The organism is Candidatus Endolissoclinum faulkneri L5 (genome assembly GCF_000510265.1).
In the GTDB taxonomy this organism is placed as follows: Bacteria; Pseudomonadota; Alphaproteobacteria; order Thalassobaculales; family Thalassobaculaceae; genus Thalassobaculum; species Thalassobaculum faulkneri_A.
In genome coordinates, this window is the sequence record NZ_CP006745.1 from 1,065,140 (window position 1) to 1,087,224 (window position 22,085).

Below are 22,085 nucleotides of genomic sequence, written 5' to 3' on the forward strand. Positions count from 1 at the left end.
ATTATATAATATAGTATAAATTATTTAGTGAATTGTGAATAAAGGCTTAATACACAAGTATTAATTCAAACATCTTGTCTGATGGAGGGGGTTAATTAAAAAATTCTGAATGCTAATATTTTACATACGGTTAAATAGTTTAGCTATAGCCTTATTTGGTTTAGCATTGATTGTTTCTGCATGTTCTATTCAGAAACAATCAATGCCGCAACTTATTCCACAGATGAAGCAGAGCTGGTTAAATATTAAACAAGGTCAAGCAAAAAAAAATCTTTCTGAGTTGCCAAAAGTAGCACTTCTGTTACCCATGAGCGGTCAAGCTACGATAATTGGCAGAGCTATGCGCAATGCTGCAGAATTGGCGTTATTCGATAAAGGGTCTGATAATTTTACTTTATCGTTTTATGATACCGTTTCTGATCCTCAAACAGCGGCACGCATGGCTGAACTTGCGATTAACGAAGGGGCTGATATGATTATTGGTCCACTTTTTTCAGATGAGGTCTTGGCTATTCGTCCGATTACTCAAATATCCGGTATTCCAGTTTTATCGTTTTCTAACGATCGATCAATAGCCAGCAATGGTGTTTGGGTATTTGGAATTCTACCAAGCGAACAAATTAAAATAATAGTTCGCTATGCTGCTATGAAGGGCTATCGCCGCATCGGTATATTAGCGCCTTTTAATACGTATGGATTTGAAACGACAAGAGCGGCAATAGAGACTGCAAAAATTAGCGGTGCAAGTATTCATCCTATGCGATTGTATACACCAGAGTCATCCGATTCATTATCCGATATGATCAAGAGCTTAGCTGCATCCCGTGACTATGATGCAGTTTTATTGCCAGAAGGAGGGCAAAAGATACTTAATTTAGCAGCGCTTATGGCCTATCACGATATTGATTCGCATAAGGTGAAATTTCTTGGTTCATCCTTATGGGCAAATCCAGCTCTTCTGCATGAGCCAACGCTAATTGGGGGATGGTTTGCTGCACCTGATCCAGGAAATCGTAAACCATTTCTCGAACACTATCGCTCAGTTTACGGAAATTTCCCAGAAGGTTTAGCCTCGTTAGCTTATGATACCGTAAGTTTAGTAGCGATATTAGCTCAGCAGCCAAACAAATCTGGCTTTTCCGCAAACTACCTAACTCAGCCATCAGGTTTCAATGGGGTTGATGGTCCATTTCGTCTGTTAGAGGATGGAACAAACCAACGCAGTCTTGCAATTTTACAGCTTACTACAAAAGGTATCAAAGTGATAGAGCCTACATCGCCTAGTTTTCTTAAACCTTCTTATTAAAGAACTCGTAAACTGCCACAATAGAAAGCATGAAAACTATAGATTTTAAAGAACTCAATTCTAGCACCATTAAGAAGAAAAATTCAATTATTTGACACGACAGTAAAATCGATAGGAATCAGGTTTACTGAAAGATTTGTTAAAATTGAAAATATATCTCACCTAGTTATCCAGCATTATCTAAATATAAGACTTTATCGCTAAAGGAGATAATTTAGAACAAGAGCCAACAACATATACTGTAAGCAAAATAGCAGAATTTCCTGCAGCCGCCTATTTGGTTAATAAGTTCCTGCAATTAATAAAACTCCCAAACTAAGCACAGCAGCGGCTTGGCTTATCGGAAAATAACTAACTAGGCGTGCAACCAGCATGATTGCTACACTATCAGTCAACTAAAAATTAATTTTATTGTGTATAGCAGATCAAAGGCAATAGGCCTGCTAGGTTAATATTCTTTCTTTAATCGCGTAAATTTTTAAGTCAAAAATAAGCATAAATTAAATACATAAAAATCAGCAGGCAAGCAAAGTCTAAACTACTTAAAGTATTATCGAGCATTAAACTCAATTTTCCCGCTCGCTTAACGCGAAACCATTATTTGTTAACTAATATCAGACACTGTAACTTGCTGGCCTGAAAAATAGTTTAAAACTAAACTGTAATCTTAAAATCTTGCTAGAAGTATAATATTTTTGCTATATTGCTCAATCTTTTAGCAATTTTCTCTAGATTCAAGAGAAAACCAAATAGAAACAGCGTACTTGATCTTATCAAATACTCGTTGGCAAATAGCTGCCTAGAATTTGAATATTCAGTGTTTTTATATCTTGCGAGAATTTAATTCTCGCCTAAAAAGATAATAAAGAAAATAACATCATCTTTCATCAAAAGATCTACTATCAAGGCGTCGATCAACAAGCTGCGCAAAAGCGTCAGTTCTGTGACTCATTAAATGTTTTTTATCCGCACTAGATTCGCCAAAAGTTTCCATATTTTTGCCATCTGGCACAAACATCGAATCATAACCAAAACCATTATCACCTCGCGGTGGCCATACGACACGACCATAAACATAACCTTCAGCACTTTCACAATAACCATCTGGCCAAGCTAAGGCGAGTGCGCAAGTGAACCAGGCTTGAGTATCATCGGATTTACTAAGTATCATTTTATAGTGGACCAATTCCATAGCCAAACCAAAATCTTTTTGTGGGCCAGCCCAACGAGCTGAATATATACCCGGAGCAGCTTCAAGAGCAGCAACGCTAAATCCAGAGTCATCGGCGATAGCAGGTACCCCTGAAGCTTTTGCCGCTGTCAATGCTTTTAATTTAGCATTAGCTACAAAAGTGCTTCCAGTTTCTTCAGGGCTAGGTAGTTCAAGATCTACTGCTGAAAGCACACTCAGATGGTAAGGTTTTAGCAAAGCAGTAAGCTCTGCAATTTTTCCTGGATTATAAGTAGCAAGCACTAATATTTTACTATCCAGTTTACGCAGCAACATTTAAGACAATCTCCCCGATAACACCACATTGGATTGCAATATCTTTGATATGATAGCATCAATCTGATCATAATTTAAGAAGTTAAAGATAAAGCAAGACTATTAATCACCAGATTCTAGTCAAAATAACTTTTTTGTAAAACAACTTAATATAAGCATAAAACTTAATATAAGCATAACTTAATATAAGCATAACTAGTTATAAAGATTAAATTACTTTGTGCGTATGAAGTGTTTATTGATGTTTTCTTAAAACCATTTTATAATAGTTATTGCAAGCAATAATTATTATTTCTCTAATAAATTACTCCTTGTTAAGATTTATCGGAAATTAATTTTATAGTGAATAGACGTCATGCATTAGGATCAATTCTAGCATGATATTAGAAAAACCATTCCATATTTAAGATGATGAGCTACAAATTAATTTGTATTACCAAATTATTAGACTAATTTTTATTTCTATCATCAAGCTAAAACTTAAGATAAAATATCAGGTGCTGTATAAAAATAGCAAAAATTCTGACATTTATATCTAAATAAAAAATGCTAATATTCTACCATTATTTAAACTTGTTGCTGATTAGTTAAAAGTATACTAATTAGTTATGAAGTATATATCTTAATATGTAATATCTTAATATAAAACCGTACAAGTTAATTGGGTTTGGCAAAAGACTTTAAAATTATGCTAAATTTAGTTCATTTCGTCTGAAAAATAGAATTAAGTTATTGGCTTAATAAACTAGAATTTGTATTATTTACATACAATTTATTCTGCTAACGGAAAACAACTAAATATAGCTAAGTAAAAATGATCATATCAGATTGATTGAAAATCAAGAATTCATTGATATCATATCAAAAGAACTAGATAATTGCCAATCTTGAAAATCGTTGCTTTTCGCTCATTGGTGCAATTAAATATTAATTTAATTTATCTGCTTTAAGATTCTTTCCTTGCAAATTTATTTCTACTTGTTTATAATAGTTGTGTGAATTATTGATTAACGCGAACTAAATTAATATTTTCATTAGGGTTAAATTTGAAACTAATTATCAATTAGCTCTGCGCGAGCGATTACTTTAAAAATGGTTCTAACAAAAGAGTCATTTAAAGAGTGTTATAACCTGAAAAATCGCAAATAACGTGTTCCTTATAATATATATTTTGGACTTAAGGATATATTTTGGACTAAGGATTGTTATAGCTGAATAAATATTGAGTAGTGATCATGGTAAAAAACACAAAAAATAAGAAGATGTCTGCACAAAAATCATCCGATGAGGAGCGGACACCCGCGGATTATTTACAAGATAAAATCGTCGATAAATTAATTAACGAAGAATTTAACGTAAAAGAGGAAGATATAATTGAATCTGAAGAAGATATAATTGAATCTAATGAACAGGAAGATACAGTTGCTTCTAATAACATAGAAGAAGATCCTCAAGCCATACGAATCGCCAATCTTGAGCAGCAGCTAGCGAAATTTAAAGATCAAGCATTAAGAGCCTTGGCAGAAGCAGAAAACTTACGAAGACGTACTGAACGTGAAAAAGAGCAATGGCGTAGATTAGCATCTGCTGATCTTGCCAAAGATTTACTTAACGCAGTTGACAACTTGCGTCGAGCGATAGATGCTATGCCTACTGATCGCGAATTGCTTGAGGATTCAATAAAGAACGTCATCATTGGAGTAGAAATGACTGAAAAAGAAATACTGTCTGTTTTCGATAAGCATAATATAAAACAAATTAATCCGCTTGGCGAAAAGTTTGATTACAACATACATCAAGCAATGTTTGAAGTTGAAGACGTGAGCAAGCCGCTGGGCACTATAGTACAAGTACTAGCGCCTGGTTACGTTCTACACGATCGACTATTACGTGCTGCACTAGTAGGAGTCTCTAAAACAAGTGACCAAGGAAAACAGGCAAGTGAATCAGACACGGTAGCAAGCAAGTGACTACTTCCAATTTATTTTTAAATCACAATTCATAGATCTCTAAGATTTTTTAGGCTGTATGATATTTGGATATTTGTCAAGTTACTTTAGAAGCATATTATAAGCGTAAGTATATATTTTCGTTGCTGCAATTATAAAGTAATAAATTATAAAATTTATTATAACTGCAAAATATTTGTTAGATACCAGCACAATCAACCGTCGTATACTGATAATTTTATAACAACCAGTGCAATATCTCTTTTTGTGCAAAAAGGAATTTGTTGTCTGATTAAAACGATGATGGATAATTTATGCCGCTAAATAATGTTCTCTATGTTGAAATTTACGATAATCGATTAATCAACTTTTAATCATATTTTTGTCAAACAAGCGATCAATCCTTACTTAAAATAGATATTCTTGATGTTTTGCTTAAAGTATTTAATACTAAATTTGTTTTTTAAACTATAGCTACATTTGGGTTATATAATTGGTTTTAATGGATTAAGATTAGTATCTACCTAATACATTTAGTTTACTAATATAGTACTCATGACAAAAGTCGCTTTTATATAATCCTGTAATTATCATAATCCTAAATAAAGTAACGCATTTCAATTTGGCAACCTTACAAAGATCAATGTTTCAGAAAGATTAGTGGCAGAATCTTCGTTATTATCTTGCTTAAACTGAAATAATATATCAAATATACTACATATTTATTTATATGGAATATTATAGTATAACTCAAAAAACTCTATTGGTTATCTAAGATAGATAATAAATTTTTAATCGCAAAATTATGTTTAACATCAAAACTTTAGAGACTGAATTACTAAATAGGATCGCTTGCGCCGAAGACCTTGATTCATTAGAAAAAATTCGAATTTTTGCTCTAGGGAAAAGAGGGCGGATTACTGCAGAAATGAAAAATTTAGCTGCTATGAATCCGCAAGCGCGCAAAAAAACTGGCAAAGCACTAAACCAACTTAAATGCTTAGTAAAAAACACATTGCTTGCCCGTAAGACTGCACTATCTTCAGTAATTATGGATGATTGCATTCTCGCTAATAGAGTAGATATTTCATTGCCGGTTCCTCCGGAAATGAAAGGCCGAATCCATCCCATTACCCAAACTACTGACGAAATAATAACTATTTTCGCAGCGATGGGATTCGTAGTCGTAGAGGGCCCAGATATAGAAAGCGATTACTATAATTTTGAAGCACTGAACTTTACACCTAATCATCCAGCTCGTCAAGATCAAGATACTTTGTACTTAAAGCCTGATAAAAATGGTGAACGCAAAGTTTTACGTACGCACACCAGTGCAGTACAAATTCGCACCATGGAGAAACAATCTCCTCCGATTCGCATAATTGTACCTGGACGCACTTTTCGTTCTGACCACGACGCTACCCATTCGCCGATGTTTCATCAAGTAGAAGGTCTGGTTATCGACAAAGTAAGCCATATGGGGCACTTGAAGGGCTGCTTGATTGATTTTTGTCAAGCATTCTTTGGTATTAAAGATTTACCAATACGGTTTCGTCCTAGTTACTTCCCTTTTACTGAGCCATCAGCTGAATTAGATATTGGCTGTTTACGAATCGGTCATGAACTAAAGATTGGTCATTACGGTGATTGGTTAGAAATTCTTGGTTCCGGTATGGTGCATCCAAATGTTCTTCGCAATTCTGGGCTTAATCCAAGCAAGTACCAAGGATTCGCGTTTGGCATTGGTTTAGAACGGATTAGCATGTTAAAATATGGTATTCCTGACTTGCGTCCTTTTTATGAGAATAACTTACGCTGGATGCATCATTATGGCTTCCTCTCATTTGCTCAACCAACTATTGCCGGAGGAGTTTAAGCCATGAAATTTACTCTATCTTGGCTTAATGATCATTTAGAGAGTAATTCATCTCTCAAAGCAATCACTGATAAGCTTACCATGCTAGGTTTTGAGGTTGAAAAAGTGCAAGCTCCATCAAAAGTTTTTTCTAACTTTTTTGTAGTTCAAATTGTGGAAGCAATGCCGCATCCAACTGTTGATCAGCTAAGTATATGTAAAGTTGATATTGGCGAAAACATTATACAAGTAATGTCTCATGCTACAAATACACACAGCGGAATGAAGAGTATTTTTGCTCCACCAGGAAGTTATGCACCAGAATATGAACTTATATTAGAACAATATAAGAATTACGATGCAAATAATAGTGGCATTTTGATGTCTGAAGGACAATTAGGAATCGGCAATAATCATAACAATATCATTGATCTGCCAAAGGATGCACCAATAGGCATAGATTATGCTACCTATGCTGGCTTAGACGACCCAATTATTGAAATTAGCGTCACTCCAAATCGAGGAGATTGTCTTAGTGTGCGTGGCATCGCTCGCGATTTAGCTGCTTCTGGAATTGGTACTTTGAAGTCTATCGATACTTCACCAGTGAATGGAACTTTTGTGAGCCCATTGCGCTTTGAGATCGATTTACCAGCTAAGCAGGCATACGTTTGCCCAACAGTTATCAGCCGTTGTTTTCGTAATGTTAAAAATGGCCCTGCTCCATTTTGGATGCAAAAGCGCTTGCGCGCAGTCGGTGTATCTCCCGTTTCTGCTTTAATCGATATCACAAACTACCTTATGCTTGATCTTGGGCAGCCTCTACATATTTATGATGCTGCTAAGTTACATGGCAATCCAAGTATTCGTTTAGCAAAAAACGGAGAAAGATATCTGGGTATAAATGGAACAGAATATACATTAGAGACTGATATGTTAGTAATCAGTGATGCTAAAGGAATCGAAAGTATAGCTGGAATAATGGGCGGCAAGCGAACTAGTGTTAACGAGGATACAACTTGCATGTTCTTAGAAGCTGCAATCTTTGATCAAATTTCTATTGCTAACACCGGACGTAGACTTGGCATCTTATCAGGTTCCCGCTATCGGTTTGAGCGTGGACTTGACTATACTAGTCCACGGTGGGGAGTAGAAATTGTTGCTCGTATGATACTAAAAATTTGTGGCGGCGAGGCTAGCGAAACAGTTGTAAATGTCAAAGAAAAATTATGCCAACGCAAGCTAACCATGAAATATTCTCGAATTGCAGCTATTTCTGGCGTCGATCTACCTAGTGATAAAACAGAGAGCATTCTGTCAGCTCTAGGCTTCAAAGTCAATAGCTCAAGCGATAGCATAAGTGTTATTCCTCCACCTTGGAGAAACGACGTGATAGGAGAAGCTGAATTAGTAGAAGATATCGTTAGGGTTTTTGGTTATGATAAAATACCCTCGGCTTCTATGGAACATACCAGCTTAATTAGCCAGCCAACTTTAACCGTTGAGCAAAATTTTCGCCGTATCATTAAGCGATATTTAACAAGTCGGGGCATGATGGAGGCAGTTACTTTCTCTTTTTTGCCTTTGAGACATGCAGAACTTTTTGGTGGGGGAACACAAGCTTTACAGATAGTTAATCCAATTAGCATTGATCTAGCAGCAATGCGACCATCAATTTTACCAAACTTAATTACCGCCGCTACACGCAACATTAATGTGGGTTATCCTGATATCGCAATGTTTGAAGTTGGCCCACAATATACCGGTGATCAGCCGGAAGACCAATCCCAAGTAGCTGTTGGTTTACGGGTCGGTCGTACAGGCAGACGTGATTGGCGCAATTTTGATCGGGCAGTAGATCTTTTTGACGTCAAAGCTGATGTAATTGCTTTATTAGAGATGATTGAAGTATCGGTGATTAAATTACATTTATCACAAAAAACGCCAAACTGGTATCATCCAGCTCGTTCAGGATGTTTTTGTCTCGGATCCAAAATTATAGCCTATTTTGGCGACCTACATCCGTATATTCTCAAGTATTTTGATCTTAATGCTCCAGCAGTAGCTTTTGAAGTATTGTTAGATAATCTTCCCATACCAGAGCAAAAAAAACCGCAACGTCCGTTATTAGAAGATAATATATTTCAGTCAATAGTTCGTGATTTCGCTTTTATAGTGGCAGACGATTTACCAGCAGACAGGGTAACCCAAGCAGTGGTAAATGCCGACAAGACTATAATCAATAGCGTTCACGTATTTGACCAATATAGGGGACCTAGTATTCCTAAAGGAACAAAATCTATCGCAGTGGAGGTAACTATGCAGTCGCTTTATGGAACTATGAACAATGACCAGATTAAAACAACTTCCGCTAAGATCATCGCTAATGTGAAAAAAAATACCAAAGGCATACTAAGAAATTAGTACTTTAGATACTAATAAAATACTAGAAAATCGTCATTATTGTATCAAAACGTATCTAAAAATTCTATTAAAATGTATGGATTATATCACGTAGCCAGTAAAAATACTTTACTAAGAGTAAGCTTTATTTTTATTAAAAAATAAAATAAATCAATAAATTTATCCCTCAGTCAAGGAATACGTTTGACAAAATCATCATCTTTCGCGTAAACAAGAAACTTACTATGTAATCGTAAGTAAAAACATTACGAGAAACATATTACGATACATTAAAGCAAAGGTTAATACGTAATTTTAGATTAATATTAAGCAAAAAGAGTTAGTAAGTGACTACTAATAATAATATAAACCATCATGCTCAACGCATTTTCATATTATTTCTCTAGAAATTTTATTTTTTAGATCCTCCGATTAAACCATTCTAGTCAAAAAGATTGATGCTATCGTTTGTTTTTGCAAAAAGTGCTATATAAAAAATAATAGATAAAACTTAACCTTAAACGCAGTCAAACTTTATCATTCAACTAAAATACTTTTAACACATACATGGGTGCGAATATTTATTCATGATCAGAAGAATCTTCATACATAACTATTTAGTTAATCACATAAGCAAAAAACTTATTCTAAACTACTAAATTAACATCGAATTTTACTATATGCGATTTTCGATACAGTGATCATAGATTTATAACAGCAAATCATAGCCCAGCTGAGCAATTATTAAATATAACGCTTGACTTATTTTAAGGTAATAAGATAGACTATATAATAATCAATTTTACTTAATATGTTTTATTCATTTCTTTTAAAAACTATTAAATATATATGATAATAATATGATTATAGGTTATAAGGAAATGATATTTAAGAATTGCTGTTGCTAGTATCAAAAGCAACGTTTAAATACAATTAAAATAACTAAGTAGATATATAAAAGAAGTGTAATTTGCTCATCGAGCACATACTATTTGCGTATTTTGATAATCAAATTATATGTTTTCTACTTTATATTACTCTTAGTAGATATAAAGGCAGCATAATATAATTAAAATTCTAAGAAATATTAATTGCAAAAATATTAATCTAAATAAGATTCAATCGTTACTAAAATAGCTTGCATTTAGATGTAAATGACTAAAGTATTGCATTATGTTGGAATCTTTCTAGAAAGACCCCAATGTTGACTAATTGAATTATCCAGTCTATACTAGTAGACACGGGTTAATTTACTAAAATGCTAGTATCTTGTAGTAATTTTTATGATATGTCTGTTTAACATTTATTATTTCTGATCTAGGCATTTAGTAAAAATTCGCAACTAATTGGTATTGGTATTGGTATTGGTATTGCATCTTTGGTAGGATGATCAATCGTTGATAACTTTTAAAGTTATTATTTATAATCATAATAAATGATGATGGGTTCAACAATTTAAGGAAAATAAATTGATAAAGTAATGAATAAAAATATTTTAAATCTTTCGCTTTATTATTTATAAAAATAACTTAATTTATAATGGCGTGGATTTTTGAAACATTCTAAAAGCGCTAAATTATAATATTGTCTTAACAAGCTTAACAAGAATAATTTACCACTATACGATTATTACTATACTATTATTGTTTTTTTATTTCATTCTCTAATCTTACTGTTTAAGACAGCTGACAACTTTTATTAGATGAGTTGCTACTTAGGATCCAAGCTAGCTCGTAGCTGTACAGTAGTAATTGTCTCTTACCACACAGGTGAAATACTTTTACACAGTGTGCAGTCAGCTATTCAGCAAAATGGGGTATCTTCTGTTGTCCTAGTAGATAACGGAAACTCTTCAGATACACAATGCGCTATAGATCTACTCGCTGCACAGAATCAAACTCTAATGGTCATTCGTGGGCAAGGTAATGTTGGCTTTGCACGTGGGTGCAATATGGGCGTTGTTCATGCTAATACCGCCTATGTACTTTTGCTAAATCCTGACTGCATCCTGCATCCTAATGTAGTCGTGCGTGTCTTCTCGGTATTTGAGGAAAATTCTTCTGCGGCAATGGCAACAGTATTAGTTAAAAACCCCGATGGTAGTGAACAAGATGAATGTCATCGTAATTTAATGACGCCATGGTCATGCTTGGTAGATTTATTTAAATTACAATGGTTAACTTTTAATTATATAAATTTAAAACAATTTAATATAAAAAAAACTCAAAGATTTAGCAGAGTTAGTACTGTTCAGTGTATTTCTGGAGCTTTCATGATGATACCGACCAATACTTATAATAAGTTAGGTGGCATGGACGAAGACTATTTCCTGCACGTGGAGGACATAGACCTATGTATGCGAATAGCTAAATCCGGCAGGGATATTCTTTACGTTCCCGACACTTTTGTTACTCACATAAAAAGTACTAGTCGAGTTTCACCGTTTATCATAGAATGGTATAAATCAATAAGTGCTATAAAATATTTTCGTAAGCACTTCCGTACTAAACATGCTTATCCCATCTTGCTAATTATTAATGTAACAATATTTATTCGCTTAGCTGCACGAATATTTCCAATCATTTTATACTGGATTAATAAAAGATTACTTAGTGGTATTCGTTAGATATATTTTACTGTAAATTTTTTGCTAATTTTAAATAATTTATAAAGTTTGCTAAAGAAAAAGCAAAACATTTTATGTAATTTACAATGTTATAGGTAATCGCTCAATTTATTGTTAGTTTAGTAAGCAAATAAATTAGTATTATTTTACTATTTATCAATAAAACAATTGTAATAGATTATTCAGAGATATTAAGCAGTAGTACTGCCATCACTAAATATAGTATTTATTTAGTGAATTAAAAAAATCAAGCAATCAAAGTATTGCCACGGATAGTTTCTAGTTTATTATCCAACCACCCTCAGGGAGCCTTTTGTATAATTGGAAAACAATAGCTATACAAGATACACTAAAAATAAATTTTAGTTCTTAACTCAGTAGCAGTAAGGGGATTATTGATTATTTAAGTTTAAGAGGCTTAATTGTGTTTAGCGCCAGCATGCGACGAGTAATGCTGGTAAATATTTATGAAGATAATTATAATGGAAAAATTAATTCAATGCTAATTGACTTAATTTTATGTTTTTCGCAAGAAAAAAAATAAACTTAGTGATCAAACTATTTATCAAATAGCTTACTAAAGACTATAATTTCAACCAAAAAAAAAATAATTATATCTTACTGTCTTTAATAGTATATAAAAAAACTATCTCATTACTCTAGCTAAAATTATTTGTAAGTAATTTTGCTTTAAATGTATGCTTAATTAACTCTTAATATTTTTGAAAAATTTGTTACCAATTTATTAAATTAAAAATACTCTATTTATCTTTATAATATAAAAAGCTTTTAAATGTTATTATTGTGCTCTTACAATAGCAAGATATAGGTGTATTAAACAGTCTTATGCTATTATATTAGATTTTATGCAATAAATGATGATTAATTTGCTTGAAATGATAAATTATCGTAATAATTTTATTGCTAATTACAGCATTAGTACAATAGCTCCAGTTAATTAATATTAGTAATACTATAAAAATGTTATTATATGCTTAATTTTTAAAAGCAAAAAAAATTATTACTTAAAAATCGAAAAAGATTTATGTTGTTATCTTCTTGAACCACCATAATTAAAGAACTTAATTGTTTGTTAAATATACTTTTAGATTATCTAAAAGATAAGAAAATTTTATAATCTTGTGCAATATTTATAATTGTTGTAATTAGAATATACTTTGCGTTTAATCCTCTGTGTTAAGGCAATATAATTATTTTTTAGTTAAAATCTTATAAAAGTTATAATTACCTATAAAAGTATAGTTATAGTAGCTTCACAGTATCATCTGTTGTTATTCGAAAAAAAAATTTTCGTACAAAAATGATTAATTATCGTACATCTTGTTTCGATTACTCATATGCTAAAGCAATTCTAAGAACTTGTTTGTTAAATGCTAAATTTGTTTATTCAACAAGTATAATAAAAACATTACGCCAATAAAAATGAAAAACAATATCCATTGAGTACTCAAATAGCTACATTTATTATGATAATAAAATAGCAAAAATGTATTTATTTTTGAAATATTTTACATTTTATAAAATCTAGATAGATCAATAATCTACCTTATGTTTTTACAACTAAAGCATATAGCTTCTTCATACTTTTGAAAAAAATATTACTTTATCTACAAGTTTCTTCTATTAGTGATTAGGCTAGTGCTAATGAACCAGATACACTCTCATAATCTTTTAGCTATGTCTCGACGCCAAGCAAAACCACGTAAATTTATCAAATATCAACGCACCCGTTTCTGGAAGCCCCGTAAGGGGAAAATAATACGTTCGGCTGCAATGATTATCGGTATTATAGTTGCATTAACCTCTGGATCCAAAAAATTTAATCCAATACATAAGCAATTTGACCGTGCACTTTATCGTCATTGGAGCGATTTTGATAAAGACTGCCGAGATACTCGTCAAGAAGTTCTGATTTCCGAAAGTTTAAAAACTCCGGTGCTAAGTCGTGATGGTTGTAAGGTAATATCTGGCAAATGGTACGATCCATTTAATGGCAAAAGCTTCAATGATCCTTCGGATCTTGATATAGATCATCTAGTTCCATTATCAGAAGCACACCGCTCAGGTGCCTCTCGTTGGAACGCTAGCCGACGCGAAGCTTATGCTAACGATCTTTCCCATCCTGATACATTAATAGCTATTGATAAAAAAACAAACAGATCTAAAGGAGACTCTGATCCACTATCTTGGATGCCACCCAAGCTGAGTTATTGGTGCCAGTATGTAGCTAATTGGCGCGCTACAAAAAAACGTTGGAAGCTAAAAGAGGACTTATTAGAAAGCTTGTGGATCAATATAGTAATAAAAAGCTGCTCGCTTAAAGATACTCATAATAAGATCATGATGGTCCTTAGGTCCTATTTAGATTAGCACTCTTCTCCCCAATGCTAAACTGCGATTAGAAAATTGATTGTTGACCACCAAGTTAAATGGGTTATATTGTTTAATTTTGATACAATTAAAAATAAAAAATATAACCTTCTATGATAATAGTAATAAATGACAAGACAACACTATAAACAACTAAAACAAAACTAATTAATATCAGTTAATGTAAATTGCTAGTTTATTAGCCTCTTTATAGCAAGATCAATTTAAAACATATTATTAGATAAAAATCAAGTTTAGTTTTTGTAAAACGGCTAAAAATATTGACCTATTTAATGACTTAAGCTCATATTAGAATCAACAATCTCTTACTATTTTTAATAATAATTTATTGTTGTATAGCTTAGTTTATGTGTTAATGCAAAAATTCTTATCGACCCTCTCAAGATATTACAGCTCAGGAACGAGTATTTTTACAAAATATTATAAAAAACCAGATATAAACAGCTAATTAGATGGAAAAGTTAGCTGCATTAGCAAGCAAGTAGAAAGACAATAGCTTGTACTGCTACTTATTTAGACAGCACAAGCTATTGTCTTAATTTTTAGACCAAGCATTTAAAATACACGCAGCGATAATACTTTTTAAGTAAGCAACCTGAAAATTTCATGGCATTATTTTAGTCATACTGCGGTCTGCTAAAGTACACCAAACTGGCGTGTGGTCACTTGCCTTCTTTTGACCACGCGGATTGGTATCAATACCGGCATCCTCCAGTCTATCAGCTGCTTGAGGGGATAATAGCAAATGATCGATAAGAAAGCCACGATTATTTTGCCAAGCCCGGCCACTGTAATCCCAGTAACTGTACCTGTGCTTGGTAGGGTTTTTGGCGCGAAAGGCATCAGTATACCCAAGCCAAAGAATTTCACGGAAAGCAGCCCTAATTTCCGGCTTAATAACTGCATTCCCTTGTAATTCATTGTGATCATAGACATCATCATCAGTAGGAATTACGTTATAGTCACCACCAAGAATTACAGGCATTTCATCAATCAACAACTCCTTTGCACGCATCTTTAAGCGCTTCATCCAGCTAAGTTTATATATGTATTTTTCACTATTAGCTGGATTACCATTAGGTAGATATATATTGACTACACGTACATCATCTATTGTAGCCTCTAAATAGCGTGCATCTTCCTCTTTACCACCTGGAAGATAAGGCAAAACGTCGCCAAAGCCACGATTAGAAAGTATTGCGACACCATTATATCCTTTCTGGCCGTGAACAATACATTGGTAGCCCAGTTCTTGAATCTTTAAACGCGGGAAGCATTCATCGACCACCTTAATTTCCTGTAACATAACCACGTTTGGATTAGCTGCTCTTAGCCAGCTTAAAACATTTGAAATACGAGCTCTAATTGAATTGACGTTCCAAGTAGCAAACTTCACAAACTTTAACCCACATTTCGGCACAAAAAAGCAAGCTCCTAATGCTTAAAAAGCCTTATATTATCAATTAATTGCTTAAGAAGCAAGGAGTTGTTTAACTTACCGAAAAACTTGTCCCGCAACCGCAAGATGATTTAGCATTAGGATTTTTTACAGCAAAATAAGCACCCATAAGCTCTTCCTTATAATCAAGCTGAGCCCCCGTTAGCAGATTTAAGGAGAGGTCATCAACCAAAACTTCGACTCCATTACTTTCGAAGATATGATCATCATCGTTCATTATACTGTCAAAATCAAAAACATAATGAAAGCCAGCACATCCTCCGCCAAGAACAGATATTCTCATTCGTAAATCACGCAAGCTACTTTCTTTACTTTTTAAGAAAGCAATTCGCTTAGCTGCATTTTCCGTAATGATAAATGTACGCTCCTGCGACGAGCATTTTGTCATTATTGAGTGTCCTGATAAAAATAAACAACAGTAAGGTAAGCGCTGTAATCTACAGCTTCAATAACTAACTCAATGAAAATTACATCAAAGCGATAGTTTATTAAAGCAACTATAAAAGCAAGTCCGCTTATAGCAAAGATCCAAGATAAACGCAAATTAAGTTTTAAGGTTAGAAAACTTGTAATAAATTTATAGTATAGCGTATCTTTAATGTTAGCTACAGCTATAGCGTATCTTTAATGTTAGCTACAGCTAAATAATTTATTGCAGTTTTTGAGCGATAGTTTGATTCATAACATAAATTAAGAAAACAAATGGTATTTATCCACTATAGGTTATCAGCACAGTAATATCTTATGCAAAAAAAAATATAACTAAAGATTTATTGTAAAAAGACAATCACTCAACCAAAGCAAATTAAAAAAAATAATAACCTAAGCAATTATTGTTTCAGTTGAAAATTGATGCGACTAGCTTAATTTATTTTAGTCAATAATATGGTATAAATACTCCATAAAATTGACGGCAAATATAACATTACCATTTAAAATGCCCATACTATGAAATGAATCATTCTTCTTTGAAGTTAGTGATTTGGTTTAATTATTTTAATTAACATAGAAAATAGACTATAAAACGTTTTCTATGCACTTACTATCTAAATAAAAGTAAAAATCTTGATGTATTATTTACAACAGCAAGCGGAACAAATTTCATCCTTTGATGTTGCTCAGAAGAACTAGTATATTAATTAAGTACCTTTCCAAGACACGGCTGCGCACGCCTGTAGCAATCTGGCAACGTATTAACTATAAACTGGCTATACTATCTCAACCAATCAAGAGATCTTCGACAAAAACTACTTTTATATATTAACTCAACAATTTGAGTGTGATTATTTATAACTTAAACCATATTCTTAAACAAAACCTTAAACTTTGTAAAACTTTAAACTTTATAATCTAAACAATTCATCATCGGATGATTTACCGCCAAATATTTTATCTTAATTTTCGCATGCTATTGTAGTAACTAGCTAGTTTAATTTATTTAAAACAAATAGCACTTAATTGCGGCAGATTTTTACAATAAAAAATAATTCTAATAAAGCAAATTTCTAGATTAATTATTGCCTATCTTGTCAAACAAATTCCTTTCGACTCACACTCTAATATCAAGCATTATTTATGCTAAAATTACTCACATCCACTATTAGCTTTCAGCAAGCGTTTGACTGTTACACTACCTGGGTAATTGATAAATTTCTTTAATGCTTTAGATCATATCTATCGAGAAGGTTTACTAAAATTCTAATTTTAGCTATTAATATCCTCCAAATTTCGATATAAAAATTAGACTGTCGACTGACATTATCATTTTTTTTACAGTAACAGTCAAAATACATGCAGCAATTGTATAAATTGATTACCCCTCCCCTAATAATTGCTGTAGTTTTACTAGATAGTATTTTCTAACTAAAAATTAAATTTTGTTTTATATAAACATAATTTTATATAAAACATATTATAAATTTACCATGTTATCTAGCATATCAAAAGCAACTTCTCTTGTTACTGTCTTGATGAGGTATACTATATCAGGCTGATTTGTCCACTAGGAGTAGATAACACGGAATATATAGTGGAATTTTATTAAGCATCTCGCTCGAAGTTCATAAATTTTTTATTCATGTTGCCCTAATAAATTAAATATGGGTCCATTCTTTAAGACAATCATAAGGTAGGCAGTTAAAGTGGAAATAATTAATAATTTCAAGGCATAAATCTCTAAAATATACATACTTTTTATAATAAATATCTTACTTATAGATAAGTAATTAAATAAATATCTTACTTATAGATAAGTAATTATTATAAACGATGTAGAACATATTAGCCTACCAATTAATATTTAGATTAAAAATATCAGGAATGTATCTAGAGAAATTAAGCGGTAGTCTAAAATGACGATCGGTTTGCAGCATCAGCTATTTATAGCGAATGACGCTGCAGCCAAGATATATGTAAACAATAATTGAATTATTTTTAGGTAAATTAGATGAATGATATCAAACGAATCATAGATCGTAACCGTCAATGGGCAACGCGTATAAAAACTGCTGATCCTAGCTATTTTGATCAAAATTCTCTTCAACAAACCCCTGATATTTTATGGATAGGCTGCTCGGACAGTCGATTGCCTGTTAACCAAATTTTGGATCTACCTTCTGGGGAAGTATTTGTCCATCGCAATATAGCAAACCTGATTGTGCCCTCCGACCTGAATTGTTTGTCTGTTATACAGTTTGCCGTAGAAGTGCTTGGTATCATTAACATCTTAGTATGCGGTCATTATGGCTGTGGTGGTATACGTGCAGCAATGGCTGGTAATAATAACAATTTAATTGATAACTGGCTAAATCATATACGACTAGTGCATCGTTTGCATGTACGAGAATTGCCAGAAAATATGCTCCAAGAAAAGGCCCTTGAACAGCTTGCAGAGTTTAATGTTATCGAGCAAGTAGATAATCTATGTCACACCACGATTGTGCAAAATGCTTGGTCGAATTCTATTAATTTGCAGGTTTACGGTCTTATGTATGATATGAGAAATGGAATTTTAAGTGAATTGTGCCGAAGGGATTGTTGAACAAGGTATTTATTAAAAATTTTCACCATTCAGAGGTTTTGCAAAAATTGAATAAATTTTTATGGAAGATAGCAACTATATAAACTACTTCCAAAACAAGCTTTATAATTGTTATAGTAATTGTATTTTTAACAATCTGCCCTAGATCTTAATTTCTAAGAATTAAAAATTGTTGCCTGTAAGAAAGTGTCTTAAAATTGACTTTGATATTTTTAAATTTACGCACTGTGGCGTTCTAAACAAAATCAAGATATCTACAATAAATTCGCTTAAATTATAATCAATAAATTGAAAATAAGCGTTAATTTATACAACTTAGTTCATCTATAAAATGGCAAATTGCTTTTTCTTATTTCTAATAAGTTTATTTTACAAAATAGCTTTTCAGTAATACATCAGAGGTAGTTGCATAAGCATAATCTTTTATAATTGCTTATATAAGCTGCAACATAAGTAGTATTATTATTTGAGCTATATCTTTTCAACAAATAAGAAAAGAATAAAATAACATGTAAATAATCATAAATGTTTATATTATTAATTATGTAGATTGTAAATTTTAACATTTATACTTAGTGATTATTCAATAGTATACTCTATCAGATATCAAATGATAATACCAAAAATGAACCTAATAACTTGGTAATCTTTAATGTTACCAGAAAATTCATGCTGCTTTTTAATTATTAAGAACAAAACGTTGTTTTATTTAGCAAGTTAAAGTTTAATTTTCTATATTATTGAATAAACTAAACACGTAAGCATAACAAATTTTTATAGTACTATTAGAGATTGTAGTGTCATAAAAAAGTTAGATTGCCTTTTGTTACGATTTATGATGATCAATGATTATAATTTACGACCAAGGAAAGCAATTGAAGAAACCTTAAACTACAAAATTAAATCATTCAAAAAGTTAATTTATTCACGATATGTTAAACCAAACATTAGCTTATCTAGCCAGCTTGCTATAACCAAGTAAATCAACAATGAGTTTACTTGGTTATTTATGAATATTTTATTAAGAATATTATTAAAAATACTCACGCAAAAACCTTCACCGCAAACACAGCTATAATTTCGAACAATGTTTTGCTATTACTTAACAATTACTCTAAAATATAAATTAACTTATTTTATCGTTACCGATATTACGTATTTTGATTATCGCTAGCGGTCAATACTAGAAACAAAATTTAGTAAATCTTCGAGGGAAAGTTTCGTGAAATTTCTAAATAGAATAATAGATTTTACCTACACACTCGAACTAATCAATTAGTTTTTTTTAGTCAAAAAAATTATATCATAAGCTAAGATAAGTAATACGCTACCGCAAACCACTATTTCCTATCTATAGAATAGCCCAGTAAACAAGCATAATTTTATATAAAAACTAACTGCCGGTCGTTGATTAGTTGAAGGAAAATATATTATCATAGCAGCATATTTGATATAGATTTAGCAGCAGCAGCAGGATTAGGTGCTTGAGTTATGGGCCTACCAATTACTAAATAGTCAGCTCCAGCAGCAATCGCTGCTTTTGGGGTCATTTTCCTTTTTTGGTCATCCTTGGTCAAATCAAATGGCCGTATACCTGGAACAACTAACCTAAAACCATCCCCGCAATTTAGTCTAAGTATCCGAATCTCATGAGGAGAACAAACTACCCCGTCGCAGCCCGATTTCTTGGCTAGTAGCGCTAAACGTTTAACTTGAATACGAGATGGACAAGATTGTCCAATCATTGCAAGATCATCGTCATCAATGCTTGTAAGCACAGTAACTGCGATCATCAGCGGCGGAGTAATACCGATCTTGTCCGCAGTTTCTAGATTAGCTTCGACTGCCGCCAACATCATCGCTACTCCGCCTGAGGCGTGAACATTAATGATCTTTGGCCTACAAACGCTCACAGCGGAACGAACAGCTCCTGCAACAGTATTAGGAATATCGTGATATTTTAGGTCAAGAAAAAGCGGTATATCCTCAGCAATTTTTCTAACTCCGTCATGTCCATTAGTGTTATGAAAATTGATACCTAATTTAATGCCACCTACGTGCTTACGCAGCCTGGTGACTAAAGATTTAGCTTCCTCCATGTCCGTAGTGTCAATAGCAACAAATATTCTTTCGCAAGTATTCATTAGCTTATTTGTTTATCAATAAAATTAAAACTCTTGGATGCTTTTGGCAACTGAGTCCGGATCTCTTCTTCACGAACACGCATAAAAGTAAGCTCACTTTCCAAAGTTTTTAATCGCTTCTCAGCTCGATTAGCGCGCATATTATGATTAAACCCCCAGCTCCAAGCGATCACCGCCCCTACAATAAAGCCAATAACGAGCGCCAACACGAATACAAGGGACATCGGAATATCTAATACTCCTGGCAAAGGCCATAGCTTCAACGATATCGATTTCCAATTAGATACGGCAAAAAGTATTACCGCAGCAGTAATTGGAAGCTTAATACAAAAATAAATTAAAGTAAGCACCCAATTATTAACATACCTCATTATAAACCTCTAAGGGTACTGTAAGCTGAAGTCAAACACAATGTCGTAATCGAATGACAACTACAAGCATACTTTTAATTAATAAGTATATTATGTCAAGATAACTTGAAATTATGTGCAGTTAGAATTGCAAATAAACAATTTATTACAAAACTGCTTAAAATGCTCTACTTCTTAGATTTAAGAAACAAAAATAATCTACATGTTAAAGTAATTATTAGCTAACTACGAGCAAAGTATAAATTTGCATCAATCAAGTATAGTAACTTAATAAAAAAAACTTAATAAAACTTGCTCTGGTTAACTATCTGATACTTATCCCAGTTAAGTTATGCAAAATAGATATTGTTCTACAATAAAACGATAAATCGACCGTCATATAATTATTTGATTAGCTGTTCTATCTTGCTCGTATAAAATAATCTCATTATTTTATACGAGAGCAGTGCACTATTTTGTAAAAAGCTACTAATAAAAGCTAAGATTGATTATTGGAAAGTAAGATCTAAAAGATGCTTGAAGATACATCACTAAAATGAAGTTTTTTTGGTAAAAATTAATCAAATCCAACTCAAAATTAGTAGTACCAAAATAAATGCAAGTTATGTTCTAGAGCTCTAAAATGTCGGAGGTCTTAAGATAAATATCTTAGACCTAAGTATTTAGCATGCCTTTTGATTTACTTTAATATTGAACATAGGCAATAAACTGCTCTGATTGAGCATAGGAAAATATAATGAAGGCGAATAATCGAGAGAAATTGTAAAAATATGCTATATGTTACCTTAAGAAAAATCAAGAGTCAAGTTTAATAATAGTTTACCTTTAGAAGTGTGGAAACAAGAATTAATGGGAGAGGGCAAAATAAATCGCAAAATGCATAAATAAGCACTATATTTGAGAGATTTAGAATATTCAATTGATCTTAAAGAATTATTTTTAAATCCTCTTGACTGCTTGTTCAAATTCGACCTATAGTGATTAGGTCAATGGGTTACTTAAAGTATTTAATG

General features: G+C 32.5%; 12 protein-coding genes. 7 read left to right on the forward strand and 5 right to left on the reverse strand.

What is annotated here, in order from left to right:
* Positions 1–109: 109 nt before the first annotated feature.
* Entirely contained in the window at positions 110–1,306 is a 1,197-nt protein-coding gene (locus tag P856_RS03080; protein ID WP_025300709.1) for a penicillin-binding protein activator, read from the forward strand.
* Between the two features lie 877 nt (positions 1,307–2,183).
* On the opposite strand, the gene rdgB is transcribed toward P856_RS03080, so the two are convergent.
* Entirely contained in the window at positions 2,184–2,813 is a 630-nt protein-coding gene (gene rdgB / locus P856_RS03085; RefSeq protein WP_025300710.1) for an RdgB/HAM1 family non-canonical purine NTP pyrophosphatase, read from the reverse strand.
* A gap of 1,235 nt (positions 2,814–4,048) precedes the next feature.
* Here rdgB and P856_RS03090 point away from each other — a divergent pair.
* The 5 genes from P856_RS03090 to P856_RS03110 all read left to right on the forward strand — a co-directional run bounded on the left by P856_RS03090 (position 4,049) and on the right by P856_RS03110 (position 14,037).
* A complete protein-coding gene (locus P856_RS03090) occupies positions 4,049–4,783 on the forward strand; it encodes a nucleotide exchange factor GrpE (protein WP_025300711.1) in 735 nt (244 codons plus the stop codon).
* A 784-nt stretch (positions 4,784–5,567) separates the two neighbouring features.
* Complete coding sequence (gene pheS, locus P856_RS03095) at positions 5,568–6,638, forward strand: phenylalanine--tRNA ligase subunit alpha (protein WP_025300712.1); 1,071 nt, start codon at positions 5,568–5,570, stop codon at positions 6,636–6,638.
* Positions 6,639–6,641: 3 nt separating this feature from the next.
* Positions 6,642–9,041 carry a phenylalanine--tRNA ligase subunit beta gene (gene pheT, locus P856_RS03100; RefSeq protein ID WP_025300713.1) on the forward strand — a complete coding sequence of 800 codons (2,400 nt, stop codon included), beginning with the start codon at positions 6,642–6,644 and terminating at the stop codon, positions 9,039–9,041.
* Positions 9,042–10,722: 1,681 nt separating this feature from the next.
* On the forward strand, positions 10,723–11,646 hold the full coding sequence (locus tag P856_RS03105; RefSeq protein WP_025300714.1) for a glycosyltransferase family 2 protein: 924 nt from the start codon (positions 10,723–10,725) through the stop codon (positions 11,644–11,646).
* A gap of 1,665 nt (positions 11,647–13,311) precedes the next feature.
* Positions 13,312–14,037 (forward strand): GmrSD restriction endonuclease domain-containing protein, encoded by a 726-nt coding sequence (locus P856_RS03110; protein WP_227028659.1) that lies wholly within the window; start codon positions 13,312–13,314, stop codon positions 14,035–14,037.
* 625 nt (positions 14,038–14,662) lie between these two features.
* On the opposite strand, the gene xth is transcribed toward P856_RS03110, so the two are convergent.
* Both xth and erpA read right to left on the reverse strand, forming a co-directional pair.
* On the reverse strand, positions 14,663–15,454 hold the full coding sequence (gene xth / locus P856_RS03115; RefSeq protein WP_025300716.1) for an exodeoxyribonuclease III: 792 nt from the start codon (positions 15,452–15,454) through the stop codon (positions 14,663–14,665).
* A 94-nt stretch (positions 15,455–15,548) separates the two neighbouring features.
* The gene (erpA, locus tag P856_RS03120) at positions 15,549–15,905 is read right to left on the reverse strand and encodes an iron-sulfur cluster insertion protein ErpA (protein ID WP_044214913.1); all 357 of its coding nucleotides are present in this window, start codon (positions 15,903–15,905) and stop codon (positions 15,549–15,551) included.
* A 2,058-nt stretch (positions 15,906–17,963) separates the two neighbouring features.
* Here erpA and P856_RS03125 point away from each other — a divergent pair.
* Positions 17,964–18,557, forward strand: coding sequence for a carbonic anhydrase (locus P856_RS03125; protein WP_025300718.1), 594 nt, complete (start codon positions 17,964–17,966; stop codon positions 18,555–18,557).
* Positions 18,558–19,990: 1,433 nt separating this feature from the next.
* On the opposite strand, the gene pyrF is transcribed toward P856_RS03125, so the two are convergent.
* Positions 19,991–20,701, reverse strand: a complete 711-nt coding sequence (pyrF, locus tag P856_RS03130) for an orotidine-5'-phosphate decarboxylase (protein WP_025300719.1) — start codon at positions 20,699–20,701, stop codon at positions 19,991–19,993.
* Positions 20,701–21,072: a LapA family protein gene (locus P856_RS03135; protein WP_025300720.1), complete on the reverse strand. Its 372-nt coding sequence runs from the start codon at positions 21,070–21,072 to the stop codon at positions 20,701–20,703. Before P856_RS03135 ends, pyrF begins: the two co-directional genes overlap by 1 nt.
* Between the last annotated feature and the right edge of the window lie 1,013 nt (positions 21,073–22,085).